Here is a 16453-nt window from a genome sequence, read left to right on the forward strand (position 1 = left end):
TCCGGCCTGGTCAGGCCACGGCTACGAGTGGCCGGTGCATGCCGCAGTCCATGTTCAGCCGGGGTGGCCCGGCGTGACGGCCCACGCTCATGTGGGCGGCGTCCCGTACGGCATGCACGGGCACGGCATGGCGTCGCCGGATTGGCCCTGCCCGCCGGCCTGGCCCATGCCGTATGCGCACGGCATCGGCGATATGCCGTATGCGGACTACCGCGGAGAGGCAGCGCCCGAAGATCCCGGCCAGGACGACGGCATAGCCGAAACCGCGGAGACGTCCGCCGCGCGCAAGGCGAAACCGGCGGAGCGCAAAGCGAAGAAAGCGTCCGTCCGTTCCGTCTCCGGCCGCACACAGCGCCGGCCGAAGCAGCAGGCCGCGAAGAAACGCTCGGGTCTGCCGTGGATCAATGACAGATAGAGCGGCGCACCGCCGGATGCATCATGTGTTGACGGTCGGTCGGGATGATGTCCCGGCCGGCCTTTTGTTTTCGGGGCCCGGTCTATTCTGTTCCGATTTCAGGAACGGCTGTCGGTTTATGCGCACCGCGGGCGGGCGGAATAATCGCGACCAGGGTAGGGACAATAAGACAAAGTATGTTTGGGGAGGTTTCGCGGATGGGATTCAGCCTGTGGAAAGAGCTTCGCAGACGGCTGAGGCGCGGCATGCGGCCGGGCGGACTCCGGCTGGCTGTCTGGCTGGCCGCGGCCGTCTGCGCCGTGATGATCGCCGTCCCTGATGCCGCCTCGGCGGCGCCGCAAGCCTTGGGTGTGGATGCAACGGAAGCCCGGCGTTATGAGGCGGTACGCGCGGCCGGATCGCCGGTGGATGTCACGCTGCGCCGAAGCTTCGTCTGCGGCGAAGAGACGCAGACGCTCGGCAGGATGACCGCCGCGCAGGCGATCGAGCTGCTGCGCCGCCATCCGGAATGGCGGGCGGTGACAGCCGGCAGCGGCGCCGTCATCATGGAAGAGCGGATTCACGACCTGTCGCCGGCCTGCAAGGAAAGCGCGGTGTTCGGCATCGATGCGGACGGACGGCTGTCGTTGTTCGACGGACCGCCGGATGGCGGCAACGTGCTGCGGTCCTTCTATCAACTGAACATCCGCTACATGGAGAGCAGTCTGCCGAAAGAACGGTTCGACGCGTTGGTGCGGGGCATCCGCGTTTCGGATCTCGATGAATACAACAGCGTGCTGTCCTCGTTCAGCGAATATGCGGCGCCGGATGATGCCGGCGCATTCGGCGTTTCCTGAACGCGTGGGCGCGGCCGGGGCCGTCCCGTCATCCGGAAGGATCGGGGCGGCCCCGGTCTGTCTTCGGGGCCGGAAACGTCTGTTCTCATGCGTCCCGACATTTGCTATAATGGGATGAAGCTTCAATAGGTTTTTGCAAACGGGGAGAGAAACGGCGTGCGGGTAATGGGGATCGATCCGGGCATTGCGCTCGTCGGATTCGGGATCATCGACAGCATCGGGAACCGGCTCGTTCCCGTCCAGTACGGCTGCATTGAGACGGAGGCCGGAACGCCGCACGACATCCGCCTGAAACAGGTGTACGAAGCGGCCGGCGCCTTGATGGACAAGTACAAGCCGGACGCCGCGGCGATCGAGAAACTGTTCTTCAATCGCAATGTCACGACGGCGTTCACGGTCAGCGAAGCGCGGGGCGTCATCGTGCTGGCGGCGGCGCAGCGCGGCATCGCCGTCGCGGAATATACGCCGATGCAGGTGAAGCAGGCGATCGTCGGATACGGCAAGGCCGAGAAACGCCAGGTGCAGGAAATGACGCGCATGTTCCTGAACCTGCCCGCGGTGCCGAAGCCGGACGATACGGCGGACGCGCTCGCGGTCGCGGTCTGCCATGCCCATTCCGCCGTCCTGCTGAACCGGCTGAACGGAGTGAACCGGACATGATCGACTACATAAGGGGCCCCGTCGCGCACATCGAAGAGGAATGGATCGTCGTCGATGTCGCGGGCGTCGGGTACCGCGTTTTCACACCGAATCCCTATGCGTTCGCGGCATCCGGCGAGCCGGTGACCGTGTACACGCATCATCATGTGCGCGAGGATGCGATGCTGCTGTTCGGCTTCGCGACGCGCGAGGAGCAGCGGCTGTTCCGGGCGCTGCTCGAAGTGTCCGGCGTCGGACCGAAGGTCGCGCTCGGCGTTCTCGCGGGCGCGCGGCCGGAAGCGATCGCGGCCGCCATCCGGCAGGAGAATGTCGCGTTTCTTACGAAGCTGCCCGGCATCGGGCGCAAGACCGCCCAGCGGATGATTCTGGACTTGAAGGACAAGCTGGACCGCGGCACCGGCTTCGGCCCCGCATCCGGCTTGGACGACCTGCCCGCGGAACCGGCCGCGGCGGGCGGCCAGGGCGCGGGCACCGCATGGCCGGAGGCGCGCGAAGCGCTGGCCGCGCTCGGCTATACGGCGGCGGAGATCGACCGCGTATGGCAGACGATCAGCGGCTCGGTGAGCGGAGAGGAGACGGCGGACGCCCTCGTGAAGCGGGCGCTGACGCTGCTCTTCAGAGGTTGACGGAAGGAGGGGAGGCGCCATGGACGAACGGATCGTATCCGCCCGGCTGATGATGGAGGATCAGACGGCGGAATACAGCCTCCGCCCCCGATATCTGTCCGAGTATATCGGGCAGGAGCGGGTAAAGGAGAACCTGAAGGTGTACATCGAAGCGGCAAAAATGCGGAGAGAGGCGCTCGACCATGTGCTGCTCTACGGTCCTCCGGGGCTCGGCAAGACGACACTGTCCGCCATCATCGCGAACGAACTCGGCGTCAATATGCGGACGACCTCCGGTCCCGCCATTGAACGGCCGGGCGATCTGGCGGCGATTCTGTCCAATCTGCAGGAAGGCGATGTGCTGTTCATCGACGAGATTCATCGCCTGAACCGGACGGTCGAGGAAGTGCTCTATCCCGCGATGGAAGATTTCGCGCTCGACATCATGATCGGCAAGGGCCCGAGCGCGCGGTCCATCCGGCTCGACCTGCCGAAGTTCACGCTCGTCGGGGCGACGACCCGCGCCGGGCTGCTGTCGGCGCCGCTGCGCGACCGGTTCGGCGTCGTCAGCCGGCTCGAATATTACGAGGTCGATGAGCTGGCGTTCATCGTCTCGCGGTCGGCCGACATTCTCGGCGTCGGCCTGATCGGTGAGGCGGCGCGCGAGATCGCGATGCGCTCGCGCGGCACGCCGCGCATCGCGAACCGGCTCTTGAAACGAGTGCGCGATTTCGCCCAGGTCGCGGGCGACGGCATCATCACCGCCGATCTGGCGCGCGAGGCGCTGGAACGGATGCAGGTCGACCCGATGGGACTCGACCAGATCGACCACAAGATGCTCCGCGCCATGATCGACCATTTCCGCGGCGGTCCGGTCGGTCTGGATACGATCGCGGCGACGATCGGCGAGGAGAGCCAGACGATCGAAGATGTCTACGAGCCGTATCTGATGCAGATCGGGTTTCTGCAGCGGACGCCGCGCGGCCGCGTCGTGACGGTATCGGCCTACCGGCATCTCGGCCTGCCGGTGCCGGGCGACCGGCACAAGGATGAGCCGGAGGAGGGGCTGCTTTTCTGATCGGCCGGAAAGACGGAATCCGCGGCGGGAGGGTTGTCCATGCCGGACAAGCGAAAGCGCAGGGAAACGCTGTGCGTCGTGTACGATGCGGAATGCGCGCTGTGCACCGCCGCCGTCCGGCAGCTCGCCGCCGTCCGCGGCGCGCGGGCGGAGCTCCGCTTCGTGCCGTTGCAGGCGCTGGAGGCGCAGGCGGCGGGCGCGCGTGACGGCGGCCGCCAGGAACCGTCCGGCCTGCCGGATCTGACGCGCCTCGATGCCGCTGCGCTGCGCGCGCAGCTGCACGTCGTGCAGGCGGACGGCGCCGTTTTCGCCGGAGCGGAAGCGGTGGTACGGATCATGCGCGAGCTGCCGGGATGGCAGCTGTTATCCTGGCTGTACCGCGTTCCCGGGTTGAAGCGGGCTGCCGACGCGGCATACCGGTATGTCGCCCGGCGCAGATATGATTGGTTCGGCAGGGCGGACGAAGGATGCGCGAGCGGCGCCTGCGCGCTTCACCGGAACGCGGACGGCGCCGGAGCGTCCCGCCCGCGGCCGTCAAGTACCAGGGAGATGGAGGAACGATAACGGATGGCGAAGGCTATCGTTGCAAGCGAAGGCTTGCCGGCCCAGGGAAGCGCCGCGGGGGGCACAAGGCTGCCCCGGCTTCGCCGCTTCCTGGCCCCGGCAATCGTGCTGATGCTGCTCAACGCCGTGCTGACGACGAACCTGTCGTTCGGCGCGGTGCCGACACTGGATACGATCCGCGTGGCCATATTCATCGATTTGCCCGGCAAGTATCAGCTGCGGACCGCCTCCGCGACGTTCTCGTCGGCGGCCGGCCTGTCGGTCGGCATGCGGCAGCCGGACGGCGTCCTTCCCGTGCTGCATGCCGGCGCGGGCGAACCGGTTCGGGTGAGCCTGGACGGATACAGAGTCCGCCTGCTGACGACGGAGAGCGCCGCGGCGGCCTCCGCCCTGCTGCAGAAGCTGCAAAGTCTGTCCGGCAGCGGTTCGGCCGCAATGCTGCAGTTGTCGGGCAAGACGGTCTATGTGGTGGAAGAAGGCGCTTATCCGACGGTCACGGAAGCGGAAGCCGCGCTGGCGAAATGGCGCTCGAGCCCCGATCTGCAGCCGCTCCTCGGCGGCGCCGCGCCTTCGCTGGCCGGTCCGGCCCACCTGGATGCGGGAAGCTATGCGACGCTCGAAGAAGCGCGGAAGGCCGCGCAGGCGCTCGCTGACACGGGGTTGGAAGCCTATGCGGCGGTGGCAGCGGGGGCCAAATCCGCGGAGTACAGGGTGCTCGTCGGCGCGGCGACCGGCGCGGCCGGCCTCGAAGCCGTGCAGGCGGCCGCCGGAGGCTCCCTCGCGCCGTTCACGCCGGACAAGCCTTATCTGCTGCTGCGCGACGGCTATGAAGCGGGCGGCACGCGGTCGAGGCATATTCTTGTCCCGGTTGACGGCTCCGCCAAGGTGTGGCTGCAGCCGTCCGGAAACGGCACCGGCATCAAGCTTGAGGAACGCTATGGACGCACCTATCGGGGCGCATTCGAAGCGACGGCCCTCAATCAGCGGCTGGCGGTCGTGAATGAGCTGCCGTTCGAAGAGTACCTGTATTCGGTCGTCGGCGCGGAAATGCCGGCTTCCTGGCCGGCCGAAGCGCTCAAGGCGCAGGCCGTCGCCGCGCGCAGCTATGCGCTCTTCCAGGGGTTCGGCTTTCAGATTGCGCACGTGGTCGACAATACATACAGCCAGGTGTACGGCGGCATCGGCACGGAGAAGCCGCAGACGACCGCAGCGGTCGACGCGACGCGCGGCGAGGTGCTCATGCATAACGGGCGGATCGTCGAGGCGCTGTTCTCGTCGAGCGCCGGCGGTGTGACGGCGGATGCCGCCGAGATCTGGGGGAACAGCGTCGCGTATCTCGGCAGCGTGCCGAGCCCGGACGAGCTGTCGGAGAACGGGCTGTATCGCTGGCATCGCGTTGTCCTGCCGGACGGCCACAACGGATACGTCCGGGAAGATCTGGTCGCGGACACCGGCGAGCGGACGACCGCGGGCAGCAAGGTGCTCCGGGTCACCGGCGACGGCGTGGCGATCCGGCCGATACCGCTCATTCAGAGCGACGTCGAGCCGGTTGCCCGCGTCGATGCGGGAACGCGGGTGGTGCTGCTTGAGACCGTCGTGCAGTCCAACGAGATGTCGTGGATCAGGGGACCGTTCACGCCGGCGCAGCTGGCGGAGTCGATGAAGGGCAGGTCCGCGACGCCGATCGAAGGCGAGATCCGCACGCTCGAAGCGTCGAAGCGCGGCCCGTCCGGACGCGTCACGGAATTGCTCGTGAACGGCAAACGGTATGATGTCCGCACACCGGACACGCTTCGTTCGGCGCTCGGGGGACTTCCGAGCACCCGGTTCGAGATCGACGAGACGGGCCGCGTGGCCATGCTCGGCGCAAGCGGCGAGGTGCGCGAGCGCCCGTTCGAGAACGGCGCGGTCTACATGACCGGCGCTTCGGGCGAGACCGTCAAGCTGGACACGAACAATATGTACATCCTGAGCGGAGACGGCACGATCCGCGCCGCCACCGCCGAGCCGGCGTTCCGCTTCACCGGCACCGGCAACGGCCACGGCGTCGGGCTGTCCCAGTGGGGGGCGCGCGCGCTTGCCGAGCGCGGGTATGACTATCAATCGATTCTGAAATACTATTTCAAGAATGTCACCATCGAGAAGGAAGGATAACGCGGTGTTCGCGCACGAGTTTGATTTTGAACTTCCCGAAGAGCTGATTGCGCAGACGCCGCTGCCCGAACGGACGGCCTCCCGGCTGCTCGCGCTCGACCGCGAGACCGGAAGGATCGACCACGGCACGTTTACCGATCTGAAACGATACCTGATGCCCGGCGATACGCTCGTGCTGAACGATACGCGCGTATTGCCGGCGCGTCTGCACGGGATCAAACCGGAGACCGGGGCCCGCGTCGAACTATTGCTCTTGAAGCAGCTGGAAGGCGATCGGTGGGAAACGCTGGCCAAGCCGGCGAAGCGGATGAGGCCCGGCACCGAGCTGGTCTTCGGCGAAGATGAAAACGGTGCTCCGCTGCTGCGGGCCGTTGTGCTTGAAGCAGGCGAATCGGGTCTTCGAACGGTCGAGTTCCGTTATGACGGCATTTTTCAGGAACTGCTGGACCGGCTGGGCGAGATGCCGCTGCCGCCTTATATCCGCGAGCGGCTGGACGACCGTGAACGCTATCAGACCGTCTACGCCAGGCGGGAAGGATCGGCGGCCGCGCCGACGGCGGGGCTGCATTTTACGCCCGCGTTTCTGGACGAACTGCGCGCAGCCGGCGTCCGCACCGCGTTCCTGACGCTGCATGTCGGCCTCGGCACGTTCCGTCCGATGACGGCCGAGCGCGTCGAAGATCACGTCATGCACGCCGAGTATTACGAGATCGGCGCGGAGACCGCCGCGCTGCTCAACGAGACGCGGGAGCGGGGCGGGAGGATCGTTGCGGTCGGCACGACGTCCGCGCGGACGCTCGAGACGGCGGCCGCCAGGTTCGGCCCCGGAAAGATCGAGGCGTGCAGCGGCTGGACGGACATTTTTATTTATCCCGGATACAAATTTCTAATGGTTGATGCGCTCCTGACGAACTTCCATCTGCCGAAGTCGACGCTGGTCATGCTCGTGAGCGCTTTTGCGGGCAGGGACAAGATTATGGAGGCGTACCGCGAGGCGATCGAGCGGAAATACCGGTTCTTCAGCTTCGGCGACGCCATGTTCATATACTCGAATGGGAAGCGATAACGTGGCAATAAAGTACGAACTGATCAAAGTCTGCAAACAATCCGGCGCCCGGCTCGGCCGGGTGCATACGCCGCACGGCTCGTTCGACACGCCGGCGTTCATGCCGGTCGGCACGCAGGCGACCGTCAAGACGGTGAGTCCGGAAGAACTGAAGGCGATGGATGCGGGAATCATCCTGAGCAACACGTACCACCTGTTCCTCCGTCCGGGCCACAAGCTGATCGAGCGGGCGGGCGGTCTGCACCGGTTCATGAACTGGGACCGCGCCATTCTGACCGACAGCGGCGGATTCCAGGTGTTCAGCCTGAGCGCGATGCGCAAGATCAAGGAGGAAGGCGTCGAGTTCCGCTCGCATTTGAACGGCGACCGCCTGTTCCTGTCGCCGGAACTCGCGACCGAAATCCAGAATGCGCTCGGTTCCGATATCATGATGGCGTTCGACGAATGCCCGCCGTATCCGGCCGACTATGACTACGTCAAGCAGTCGGTCGAGCGGACGAGCCGCTGGGCCGAGCGCTGCCTGAAGGCGCATGCCCGTCCGGACGATCAGGGGCTGTTCGCCATCGTGCAGGGCGGCATGTACGAAGATTTGCGCCGCCAAAGCGCGGCTGATTTGACATCCCTTGATTTCCCGGGGTATGCTATTGGAGGGCTGAGCGTAGGGGAACCAAAAGATGTCATGTACGAAGTGCTTGACTATACGGTTCCGCTGCTGCCGGCCGACAAGCCGCGGTACCTGATGGGCGTCGGTTCGCCCGACGCGTTGATCGAGGGCTCGATCCGCGGCATCGATATGTTCGACTGCGTGCTGCCGACGCGCATTGCGCGCAACGGGACATGCATGACAAGCCGCGGCCGGCTGGTTGTGCGCAACGCCCGATACGCGGAGGATTTCGGTCCGCTCGATCCGGCCTGTGACTGCTACACGTGCCGAAACTATTCCAGAGCCTATATCCGGCATCTGATCAAGGCGGACGAGACGTTCGGCATCCGCCTGACGACGATTCACAATCTTCATTTCCTGTTGAAGCTCATGCAGGACGTTCGGCAAGCGATAATGGAAGATCGGCTGCTCGATTTCCGCGATCGGTTTTTCGCCGAGTACGGCCTGTTTGACAATGACAAAGGGTTCTAGAGAGGAGGAGCGGTTATGTGGTTGGCCACGACTTCCAATACCGGGGGCGGCAGCATCTGGGGGCTTATCTTGCCGTTCGTGCTGATGTTTGCGGTCTTTTATTTCCTGCTGATCCGGCCGCAGCAGAAAAAGCAGAAACAGCGCAATCTGATGCTCAGCCAATTGAAGAAAGGCGACAAGGTCACGACGATCGGCGGTCTGCATGGCACGATCGTCGAGCTGACGGACGACACGGTCGTGCTGCGCGTCAACGATACGGTCAGAATGACGTTCGAGCGCAGCGCCATCAACACGGTCGTCGAATCGGCACCGTCGGCGGATTCCTGATCCCGGCGTACATAACGGCCAAACCCTCTGCCAGTAAGGCAGAGGGTTTTTTCATGGAAAGGAAGAGGACGGCCATTTCCCGGCTTGCGCCTATTTCCCGGGCAATGGTCCGGCAGACGCAAAGAGGCAGTCCGTCCGCCATGGTGCGAACGGACTATCGCCGGGTGCCGACGCCGAACATGCCGCCGATCGTTCCGGCGCCTGCCGCGGCCGCCAGCATGTAAAGCGATTCCAGACTGAGCGGCGCGTCCGCGGCGAGAAAACCGATTACCAGCACGATCAGCGCATAGACAACACCGAGCAGGAGGCCGCTGTACCATCCCTTTTGCCCGGCGCGTCTTCCGGCCGTGAACCCGCCGGCCAGCGCGGAAATGCCGTGCACCAGAAGCGCCAGGGTCGGCAGCGCCGTTTCCTTGAGCCCGCTGTAGCGGAGCAGGAGCGAAAGCAGCAATGCGCCTGCTCCCAGCCAGAGGATCGACGCGAACAAGCCGTATAGCAGCGGCAGCCGGCCGCCGGCCCGCGTCACCGTTCGGATCGGTTCCATCGTTCATCCCTCCCCGGACCGTCATTTGCGATTCTGCACAGTTTGTACACTTTATGCGGGACAAGCGAAAATAGAACCCGGATAATTATTTTTTAAAATGGAAGAAAAAGGGGGTTTCCATGGACGAAACAGGAAATGTTGCGTTATAATCGATGGGATTTCGGCTGGATGAACAGGGGGGAACCGATTGGCTCAACAAGTCGCGTCTGAAGCGGCCTTCTCGCCGGGTTGGCAGGTGATCGCGGCGGTCGTTGTATTTCTGGTCGTCTATGCGGTTATCATTACAGAGAAAGTGAGCCGCGCGGCTGTCGCGCTGGCCGGAGCCGTCGTCGCGGCGTTTCTCGGCGTCGTCGGTCTTGAAGAGGCTTACAGCGCGCATGTGACATGGAGGATGCTGTTTCTGCTGGTCGGCATGATGCTGCTGTCCGGCATGGTCAGCAGATCCGGTGTCGTTCAATTTGCGGCGTTGAAGGCGGTGCAGCGGGTGAAAGGGTGTCCGCTCAAAATGCTGGTCATCCTGACCGCAGCGTCCGCCGTCGGCTCGGCGCTGCTCGACAATGTGACGACCGTGCTGCTCATCGTGCCGCTTACGTTCTCGGTCGCGCGCGTGCTGAAGGTCAGTCCGATGCCTTACCTGACGGCGGAGATCATCGCCGTCAATATCGGCAGCGCCGCCACGCTGATCGGCAGCCAGACGAACATGATGATCGGCGGGGCGAACGCGCATCTGACCTTCAACGATTTTCTGGTTCATACCGGACTTGTATCGCTGCTCATTCTGATTGTTACGGCGGTGCTGCTCGCCTTGCTGTATCGCAAGCAGCTTTCCGCCGGCAAGGCGGAGCGGAAGGAACTGCTCGCGATTGACGCCGCCGGCGCCATTCAGGACCGCAAGCTGGCGCTGAAGACGGTGATCGTGTTCGGCCTGACGCTCACCGGGCTCGTGCTGCACGGACCGCTCTCCGCATGGACGGGCGTGCGCATCGAGGCGGCGACGGTGGCGATCGCGGGGGCGACGCTGCTCATGCTTGCCGGCTTGAAGGGCAAAGCCGTCGATGAAGCGCTGGACAATGTCGAATGGCGAACCGTCGTGTTCTTTGCCGGTCTGTTCGCGGTGGTCGGCGGACTGGTCGAGACCGGCGTCGTCGGAAGGCTCGCTACGATGGCGCTGCAACTCGCATCGGGCGACATCGGCTATTTCTCGATTCTGGTGCTGTGGCTGTCGGGCGTGGTGTCCGCGACAGTCGACAACACGCCTTTCGTCGCGGCCATGATTCCGCTGGTGCAGGAGTTCGGCGCCCAGATGAATGTGGCGGACCCGGAGGCGCTCAATCCGGTCTGGTGGTCGCTGGCACTCGGCGCATCGCTCGGCGGCAGCGGAACGCTGATCGGCGCGTCGGCCAACGTCGTTGTGGCCGGAATGGCCGCCCGGGAGGGAAAGGAAATTTCCTATCTGGATTACCTGAAAATCGGCGCGCCGGTTGCGTTGCTGTCGCTTGCCATCTCCACCGGCTACGTCTGCCTGTTCCTGTTGTAACGTCAGGCGGTGCATCCACATATTGAACCCCCTGCTTTCCGCATGCGCGTTCCGGCAGACCGCGCATAATACGGATACCGTTCGGACGGAAAGACGGATGCGGGGGAGGAGCGGCTGCCGTGCAGGAACTCGGTCATATCGTGCTGCGAACCGTAATAACGTATTTTGTCGTGCTTGCGGTGATGCGGATCATGGGCAGTCGGGAGATCGGCAAGCTTTCGGTCTTCGACTTTGTCGTCTCGGTCATGATCGCCGAGATCGCGGTCATCTCCATCATCGAGCCCGCCAAAGCGATAAAGCATGCGGTCGTGCCGCTGGCCACGCTGCTGGCCATCCAGGTCGGAACGTCGCTCATTCTGCTGAAGTCCCGGAAACTGCGGCTCATGTTCGACGCCAAGCCGCAGATCGTCATCGAGAAAGGGCGGCTCAACCGCGATGTGATGCGGAAGCAGCGCTATACGCTCGACGATCTGATGGTTCAATTGCGCGAGCAGCAGATCGCGTCGGTCGGGGATGTCGAGTTTGCCGTCCTGGAGCCGAACGGCAAGCTGTCGGTCATCAAGAAGCAGGAAGCGGATAGCGGCGAAACGGAGCCGGTCAGGGAGAAGCAGGAAAAGGCGCAGCCGGACCCTGCGTCCGGGACGGTGCAATTCCCGCCGAAATACCGGTTCGAGACGCTGCCGGTTCCGCTCATCATGGACGGGCAAGTGCTCGTGGAAAATCTGGAGAAGCTCGGGAAGAACCGGTTCTGGCTGCGCAGCGAGCTGCGCTCGCGCGGTATTACGGATGTGAAGGACGTCTTCCTGTGTACACTCGATCATCGGGGCCGGTTGTTCGTCGACGCCGCCCGCAAGCCGCAGCCGTAGCAAGCGGACGGCGGTTTGCCGGCGGCATTTTGTTTGCGGACTCTGCGGCTTGGGCATTCACCGGAAAATGCGGCCGATGAACGGAATGCGGACGAAGTCGTGCCGGTCAATCATCCGCATCAAAACCATAAGCAGCAGGTAGACGACGGTGCCGACGGCAAGGGCCAACAGCAGATTCATCCATTCGGCGGGCAGCAGCCAGCGCTTCATGACGAACAGGGAAGCGGCGCCCATCACGGTCATGGCGGCCCCGACTTTCACGAAATCGGGCAGTTTCATGGTGAAACCGATCGCCCGGGCGACCCCGATGCCGTGCAGCGCGGTGACGAGCACGATGTTGACGATGATGGCGATGAGCGCGCCGTAGATGCCGAGATCCGGCCGCGAAGCGAGCAACACGATCAGCGTCAGTTTCACCGCCGCGCCGATGAAGGAATTCGTCAGCGCCACGCCCGGCTTGTCGAGCGATTGAAGGGCGGCTTGCAGCGGAGCCTGGAGATAGACGAACAGGGCGGCGGGAGCGAGCATCCGCAGCATCGGCGCGATCTCCGCATGATCGTACAGCAGCCGGCAGATCGGTTCGGCGAACAGATACATGGCGACGGCGAACGGCGCCCCGGCGACGAGGGCGATCCGCGTCGACTGGTGCAAACGTTTGTGGATGAGCGCCCGGTCTCTGCCGGCCGCGGCTTCGGACAGCGAAGGGACGAGCGAGACGGCAAGCGAATAGGTGAGCGCGGTCGGCAGCAGCGCGACCGGCATGATCATGCCTTGCAGCGCGCCGTACTGGGCAGTCGCGATGCCGGTCGCAATGCCCGCCGCCGCGAGGCTCCGCGCGGTGAAGATCGATTCGAACAGGTAGGATAACGAGCCGACAAGCCGGCTGCCGGTGACCGGAACGGCCAGGCCGAGCAGCCTGCGCAGCGCCGGAAACGGACCGCCGGTGGCGGCGCCTTCCGGACCGCGTCCGGCATGCCTGCTCCGTACATACTGGACCAGAAGCACGACCAGGCCGAACGCTTCACCGGCCACGACGCCCATCATTGCGCCGGCGGCGGCCCATTCGAGTCCGTAAGGCAGCAGGGCGGCGGACAAAAGGAGCACGAACGCGATGCGGACCACCGTCTCGGCCACCGTCGATACCGCCGTCGGCATCATGTTGTGGCAGCCCTGGAAGTAGCCGCGAAACACAGCCGACACGGCCGTGATCGGCAAGACCGGCAGCATCCACATGAAGGTGGTGTACACGCGCGGATCGGTGAGCACCCGGGTCGTCACCCACGGCGCGGCCAGTGCGGCAAGGACGGCCAGCAGCGTGGACAGTACGATGGCGAGCGTCATGGCGGTGCGGAAAATTTTTCGTTCACCGTGAAGATCGCCGATCGAGCGCGCTTCCGCGACCCATTTCGCGACAGCCAGCGGAATGCCGCCGGTGACAATCGTGACGAGCACGGACATGAACGGGTAGCCGAGCTGATACAGCCCGACGCCTTCCGCGCCGATGATGCGCGGCAGGGCGATGCGGGGAATGAAGCCGAGAATCCGGTTGATGATGCCGGCGGCGAGCAGAATCATGGCGCCTTGAATGAACGTTTGCCTGGTCACATGAGCATCCCCCTCTGCATGCGGCGAGTCCCTTGCGGACTTGCCCTATTCCATATCTATGCGGCCTGTCCGGCGGCATGCCTGAAGCCGATCGGCCGCATCCGGCAGGAATTCGGGGCTGCGGGGGCGAATAGATGTTGTAACCGCGAGCGTGGCGACAGGGAGGTACGGCACATGACGGAAGATGAACTGAACGCGATGATCGAGAACCTCTGCCAGAGCAAGGCGGAGGAATTCCGCATGCTGGGCTATGAGGATGTGACGGGCCGGGACATCTGGGAATGCGTGAGCGAGAACTATCACAAGACGGGCCAGCCGCCGCTTCATCGGGTGGTCAACGATATTTTGTCGCTGAAGGTGACGCAGTTCATGAATTACGTCACGCTGGGCGCGTACCGCGGAATGCGTTTCTGAGAAAGAGAACATGCGAATCGATGATGGCTCCCGCGCAAACGGCGGGAGTCTGCTGCTTGGTGGACGGGAAGGGAGGCCTCCCGGAGCGGGCCATCCGGCCCGGGAGACGGCCCGTCCGTTTTGACTTTCCAAAATCGGCATCGCTATAATGGGGATGTCAATGCGCAACAAGATCCATGAGGGCCGAATCGGCCGCTCCATGACGGAAGGGTGACGAAGTGTGGGAGAGCCGGTATTCGGCAGACGTAACGCGGCAGGAAGCGGCGTCCGCTGGACCGCTTCCGCGGTGGCGCTGATCGCGGCGGCGGGGGGGCTGGCGGCCGGAAGCCACGCGCTGCTGGCCGAAAGCCTGCGGCAAGCGGCCGGATCGGCGGCTTCGGCGCTGCAGTCCGGCGGGCGGCCTGCCCGTTCCGGAGCGCCGGCGACGCGGCGCGACGCCGCGGTTGTGCTGCTGCCGGTTGTCGCGGCGGTTGCCGGCATTGAACTGGTTCTTTCGGCGATCCGCATCGTGCGGGAGGACGCGTATGCCGCGCCGCATTGGTCTGTCATGATCGCCATCCCGATTTTGTGGGCGATCCGGGCGGCGTTGGAAGTGCCCGGCCGAAGGCGGGCATATGACGCGTATCTGTCCGCTCTCGCGCTGCTCGGCTCGGCCGCCGCAACAGGCAGCATCCGCCTGGGCGAACCGGCGCTGGCGGTGATGGACGAAGCGGCGGGATGCGCAATCGGCGCCGCGATGGCCCTGCAAGGTTTCCGCAGCGCGCTGCGCGCGCTCGGCAACAGCGTGCAGTCCGGGGTGGGCGAAGCCCAGCTTGCCGCGATGCGGGCCGCCGTGCGCAGCGTGGACGGCGTGATCGAAGTGGAATCGTGCCGGACGCGGGAGCACGGGCATTATGTGATGGTGAACCTGACGATTCGGGTGAATCCGTTCATCACGGTGTACGAAGGACAGGAGATCGGCCGCCGCGCCCGGGAAAGACTGCTTGCCGCGTTCCCGTATGTGCTGGATGTGCGCGTCAAGGTGGAGCCGTATGACCGCGGCTATCCCTACAAAGTGCACGGCGATGCGCGGCAGGACAATGTGCCGACGCTGCTGCAGTGATGCGGGCGGACAGCGAAAAATCCGGCGGCGGTATGCTGCGAACTGGAAAGCGGGAATGATGAATGCTGAAATCAATGAGCCGCTGGATTGTGGAGCGGCTCGCCCATGAAGACGAAGCGGCCGCGCAGCGAATCGCTGGCGCCCTTGGACTGAAACCGCTTGCGGCGCGGCTGCTGGTCAGACGCGGCTTGCGGGACGCGGACGCGGCGCGCGCGTTTCTCGAAGGCGGTCCCGAGACGCTTCATGATCCGTTCGCGATGAAAGGGATGCGGGAAGCGGCGGAGCGGGTCCGCCTTGCCGTCAGCCGCGGCGATCGGATCCGGATTTTCGGCGATTACGACGCGGACGGGGTGTCGTCCACCGCGCTCGCTTCGCTGCTGCTTCGGGAACTGAACGCCGAATTTGACCATGTCGTGCCGCACCGGACGCTGGAAGGCTACGGACTCAGCGTGCCGGCGGTCGAAGCGGCCGCGGCGGCCGGGATCGGCCTGATTCTGACGGTGGACAACGGCATCAGCGCGGTTGAACCGATCGCACGCGCGAACGAGCTCGGCATCGAGGTCGTTGTGACGGATCACCACGAACCGCCGCCGACGCTGCCCGAGGCCGCCGCCATCGTCAACCCGAAGCAGCCGGGCTGTCCCTATCCGTTCAAGGGGCTGGCCGGCGTCGGCGTCGTGTTCAAGCTGGCGCATGCGCTGCTTGGGCGTCCGCCGCTCGAATGGGCGGAATTGGCCGCGCTCGGCACGATTGCGGACCTGATGCCGCTTGTGGACGAGAACCGGTTCATCGTGCGCCACGGGCTTGAGCGGCTGCGGCGGACGGACCGGCCGGGGCTGCGCGCGCTGGCTTCGGTGTGCGGATTCGATCCGGTGACGGCGACCGCCGAATCGATCGCATTCGGCATGGCGCCCCGCATCAATGCCGCGGGCAGGCTCCGGCACGCGGATCCGGCCATCCGGCTGCTGCTGACGTCCGACGAATCGGAAGCCGCCGCCTGCGCGGCGGAACTGGATGCGTTGAACCGCGAACGGCAGCGGCTCGTGGACAGAATGGTCGAGCAGGCCGAAGCGATCTGGGCGGACAAGGTCCGAGCGGCGGAAGCGGCCGGGAAGGACAAGCCGGGCGTCATCATCGCCGCGTCGGAAGGCTGGAACGTCGGCGTCGCCGGCATCGTCGCCTCGAAGCTGATCGAGCGGCATTACCGGCCGGCGATCGTGTTCGACATCGATCCGGAGACCGGCACGGCCAAAGGCTCGGCACGCTCGATCGTCGGCTTCGATCTGCACGCCGCGCTGACGGCTTGCGCGGATCTGCTGGACCACTACGGCGGCCATCAGGCGGCGGCCGGCATGACGCTTCAGGCGGACCGGCTGCCGGAGCTCGAGGCTCGGCTGAACGGGCTTGCCGCCGAATGGCTGACGGCGGAGGATTACATACGCAAGACGGAGATCGATCTGGTCTGCGCCATGGATGAGGCGACGCTCGCGGCGGCCGAGCAGCTGAAGCTGCTCGAGCCGTACGGCCACGGTAATCCGCGCCCGA

The 16453-nt window shown here is 64.9% G+C and carries 16 protein-coding genes and 1 pseudogene; 15 read left to right on the top strand and 2 right to left on the bottom strand.

Annotated elements, in window-relative coordinates:
* From KJQ12_RS17655 to yajC, 10 genes and pseudogenes are all read left to right on the top strand, one after another.
* Positions 1-415 (top strand): annotated as a pseudogene (locus KJQ12_RS17655) (hypothetical protein); the annotation flags it as partial.
* 197 nt (positions 416-612) lie between these two features.
* Positions 613-1251 (top strand): BofC C-terminal domain-containing protein, encoded by a 639-nt coding sequence (locus tag KJQ12_RS17660; protein ID WP_213486545.1) that lies wholly within the window; start codon positions 613-615, stop codon positions 1249-1251.
* Positions 1252-1407: 156 nt separating this feature from the next.
* Positions 1408-1911, top strand: a complete 504-nt coding sequence (ruvC, locus tag KJQ12_RS17665; protein WP_213486548.1) for a crossover junction endodeoxyribonuclease RuvC — start codon at positions 1408-1410, stop codon at positions 1909-1911.
* Positions 1908-2537 (top strand): Holliday junction branch migration protein RuvA, encoded by a 630-nt coding sequence (ruvA, locus tag KJQ12_RS17670; protein ID WP_213486550.1) that lies wholly within the window; start codon positions 1908-1910, stop codon positions 2535-2537. Before ruvC ends, ruvA begins: the two co-directional genes overlap by 4 nt.
* Positions 2538-2556: 19 nt before the next feature.
* Complete coding sequence (gene ruvB / locus KJQ12_RS17675; RefSeq protein WP_213486552.1) at positions 2557-3594, top strand: Holliday junction branch migration DNA helicase RuvB; 1038 nt, start codon at positions 2557-2559, stop codon at positions 3592-3594.
* A gap of 39 nt (positions 3595-3633) precedes the next feature.
* Entirely contained in the window at positions 3634-4158 is a 525-nt protein-coding gene (locus KJQ12_RS17680; RefSeq protein ID WP_213486554.1) for a thiol-disulfide oxidoreductase DCC family protein, read from the top strand.
* A 3-nt stretch (positions 4159-4161) separates the two neighbouring features.
* The gene (locus KJQ12_RS17685; RefSeq protein WP_213486556.1) at positions 4162-6312 is read left to right on the top strand and encodes a SpoIID/LytB domain-containing protein; all 2151 of its coding nucleotides are present in this window, start codon (positions 4162-4164) and stop codon (positions 6310-6312) included.
* A gap of 4 nt (positions 6313-6316) precedes the next feature.
* Positions 6317-7378, top strand: coding sequence for a tRNA preQ1(34) S-adenosylmethionine ribosyltransferase-isomerase QueA (queA, locus tag KJQ12_RS17690; RefSeq protein ID WP_213486557.1), 1062 nt, complete (start codon positions 6317-6319; stop codon positions 7376-7378).
* A complete protein-coding gene (tgt, locus tag KJQ12_RS17695) occupies positions 7365-8513 on the top strand; it encodes a tRNA guanosine(34) transglycosylase Tgt (protein WP_041853897.1) in 1149 nt (382 codons plus the stop codon). The genes queA and tgt overlap by 14 nt, the downstream gene beginning before the upstream one ends.
* A 15-nt stretch (positions 8514-8528) precedes the next feature.
* Entirely contained in the window at positions 8529-8840 is a 312-nt protein-coding gene (gene yajC, locus KJQ12_RS17700; RefSeq protein ID WP_015255362.1) for a preprotein translocase subunit YajC, read from the top strand.
* Positions 8841-8994: 154 nt separating this feature from the next.
* Here the strand turns inward: yajC and KJQ12_RS17705 are convergent, their stop codons facing one another.
* The gene (locus tag KJQ12_RS17705; RefSeq protein ID WP_213486558.1) at positions 8995-9384 is read right to left on the bottom strand and encodes a TIGR04086 family membrane protein; all 390 of its coding nucleotides are present in this window, start codon (positions 9382-9384) and stop codon (positions 8995-8997) included.
* A gap of 187 nt (positions 9385-9571) precedes the next feature.
* Between KJQ12_RS17705 and KJQ12_RS17710 the strand changes: the two genes are divergently transcribed.
* Complete coding sequence (locus KJQ12_RS17710; protein ID WP_213486559.1) at positions 9572-10921, top strand: ArsB/NhaD family transporter; 1350 nt, start codon at positions 9572-9574, stop codon at positions 10919-10921.
* Positions 10922-11040: 119 nt separating this feature from the next.
* The gene (locus KJQ12_RS17715; protein WP_213486560.1) at positions 11041-11787 is read left to right on the top strand and encodes a YetF domain-containing protein; all 747 of its coding nucleotides are present in this window, start codon (positions 11041-11043) and stop codon (positions 11785-11787) included.
* 57 nt (positions 11788-11844) lie between these two features.
* Here KJQ12_RS17715 and spoVB read toward each other — a convergent pair whose 3' ends face one another.
* Positions 11845-13392 (bottom strand): stage V sporulation protein B, encoded by a 1548-nt coding sequence (spoVB, locus tag KJQ12_RS17720; protein ID WP_213486561.1) that lies wholly within the window; start codon positions 13390-13392, stop codon positions 11845-11847.
* 174 nt (positions 13393-13566) lie between these two features.
* Here spoVB and KJQ12_RS17725 point away from each other — a divergent pair, with 174 nt between their 5' ends.
* The 3 genes from KJQ12_RS17725 to recJ form a co-directional block, all read left to right on the top strand.
* A complete protein-coding gene (locus tag KJQ12_RS17725; RefSeq protein WP_015255357.1) occupies positions 13567-13806 on the top strand; it encodes a post-transcriptional regulator in 240 nt (79 codons plus the stop codon).
* A gap of 220 nt (positions 13807-14026) precedes the next feature.
* Entirely contained in the window at positions 14027-14908 is an 882-nt protein-coding gene (locus tag KJQ12_RS17730) for a cation diffusion facilitator family transporter (protein ID WP_213486562.1), read from the top strand.
* Positions 14909-14970: 62 nt separating this feature from the next.
* On the top strand, positions 14971-16453 hold a 1483-nt coding region (recJ, locus tag KJQ12_RS17735; protein WP_213486563.1), incomplete at its 3' end, for a single-stranded-DNA-specific exonuclease RecJ.

The sequence above is a fragment of the Thermobacillus xylanilyticus genome, assembly GCF_907165215.1.
Taxonomy (GTDB): domain Bacteria; phylum Bacillota; class Bacilli; order Paenibacillales; family Paenibacillaceae; genus Thermobacillus; species Thermobacillus xylanilyticus.

Excerpts from the sequence above, each read along its gene's own strand:
- KJQ12_RS17685 (WP_213486556.1), top strand. The coding sequence starts at position 4,162 with ATGGCGAAGGCTATCGTTGCAAGCGAAGGCTTGCCGGCCCAGGGAAGC.
- KJQ12_RS17725 (WP_015255357.1), top strand. The coding sequence starts at position 13,567 with ATGACGGAAGATGAACTGAACGCGATGATCGAGAACCTCTGCCAGAGC.
- KJQ12_RS17680 (WP_213486554.1), top strand. The coding sequence starts at position 3,634 with ATGCCGGACAAGCGAAAGCGCAGGGAAACGCTGTGCGTCGTGTACGAT.
- ruvA (WP_213486550.1), top strand. The coding sequence starts at position 1,908 with ATGATCGACTACATAAGGGGCCCCGTCGCGCACATCGAAGAGGAATGG.
- KJQ12_RS17705 (WP_213486558.1), bottom strand. The coding sequence starts at position 9,384 with ATGGAACCGATCCGAACGGTGACGCGGGCCGGCGGCCGGCTGCCGCTG.
- yajC (WP_015255362.1), top strand. The coding sequence starts at position 8,529 with ATGTGGTTGGCCACGACTTCCAATACCGGGGGCGGCAGCATCTGGGGG.
- tgt (WP_041853897.1), top strand. The coding sequence starts at position 7,365 with ATGGGAAGCGATAACGTGGCAATAAAGTACGAACTGATCAAAGTCTGC.
- KJQ12_RS17660 (WP_213486545.1), top strand. The coding sequence starts at position 613 with ATGGGATTCAGCCTGTGGAAAGAGCTTCGCAGACGGCTGAGGCGCGGC.
- ruvB (WP_213486552.1), top strand. The coding sequence starts at position 2,557 with ATGGACGAACGGATCGTATCCGCCCGGCTGATGATGGAGGATCAGACG.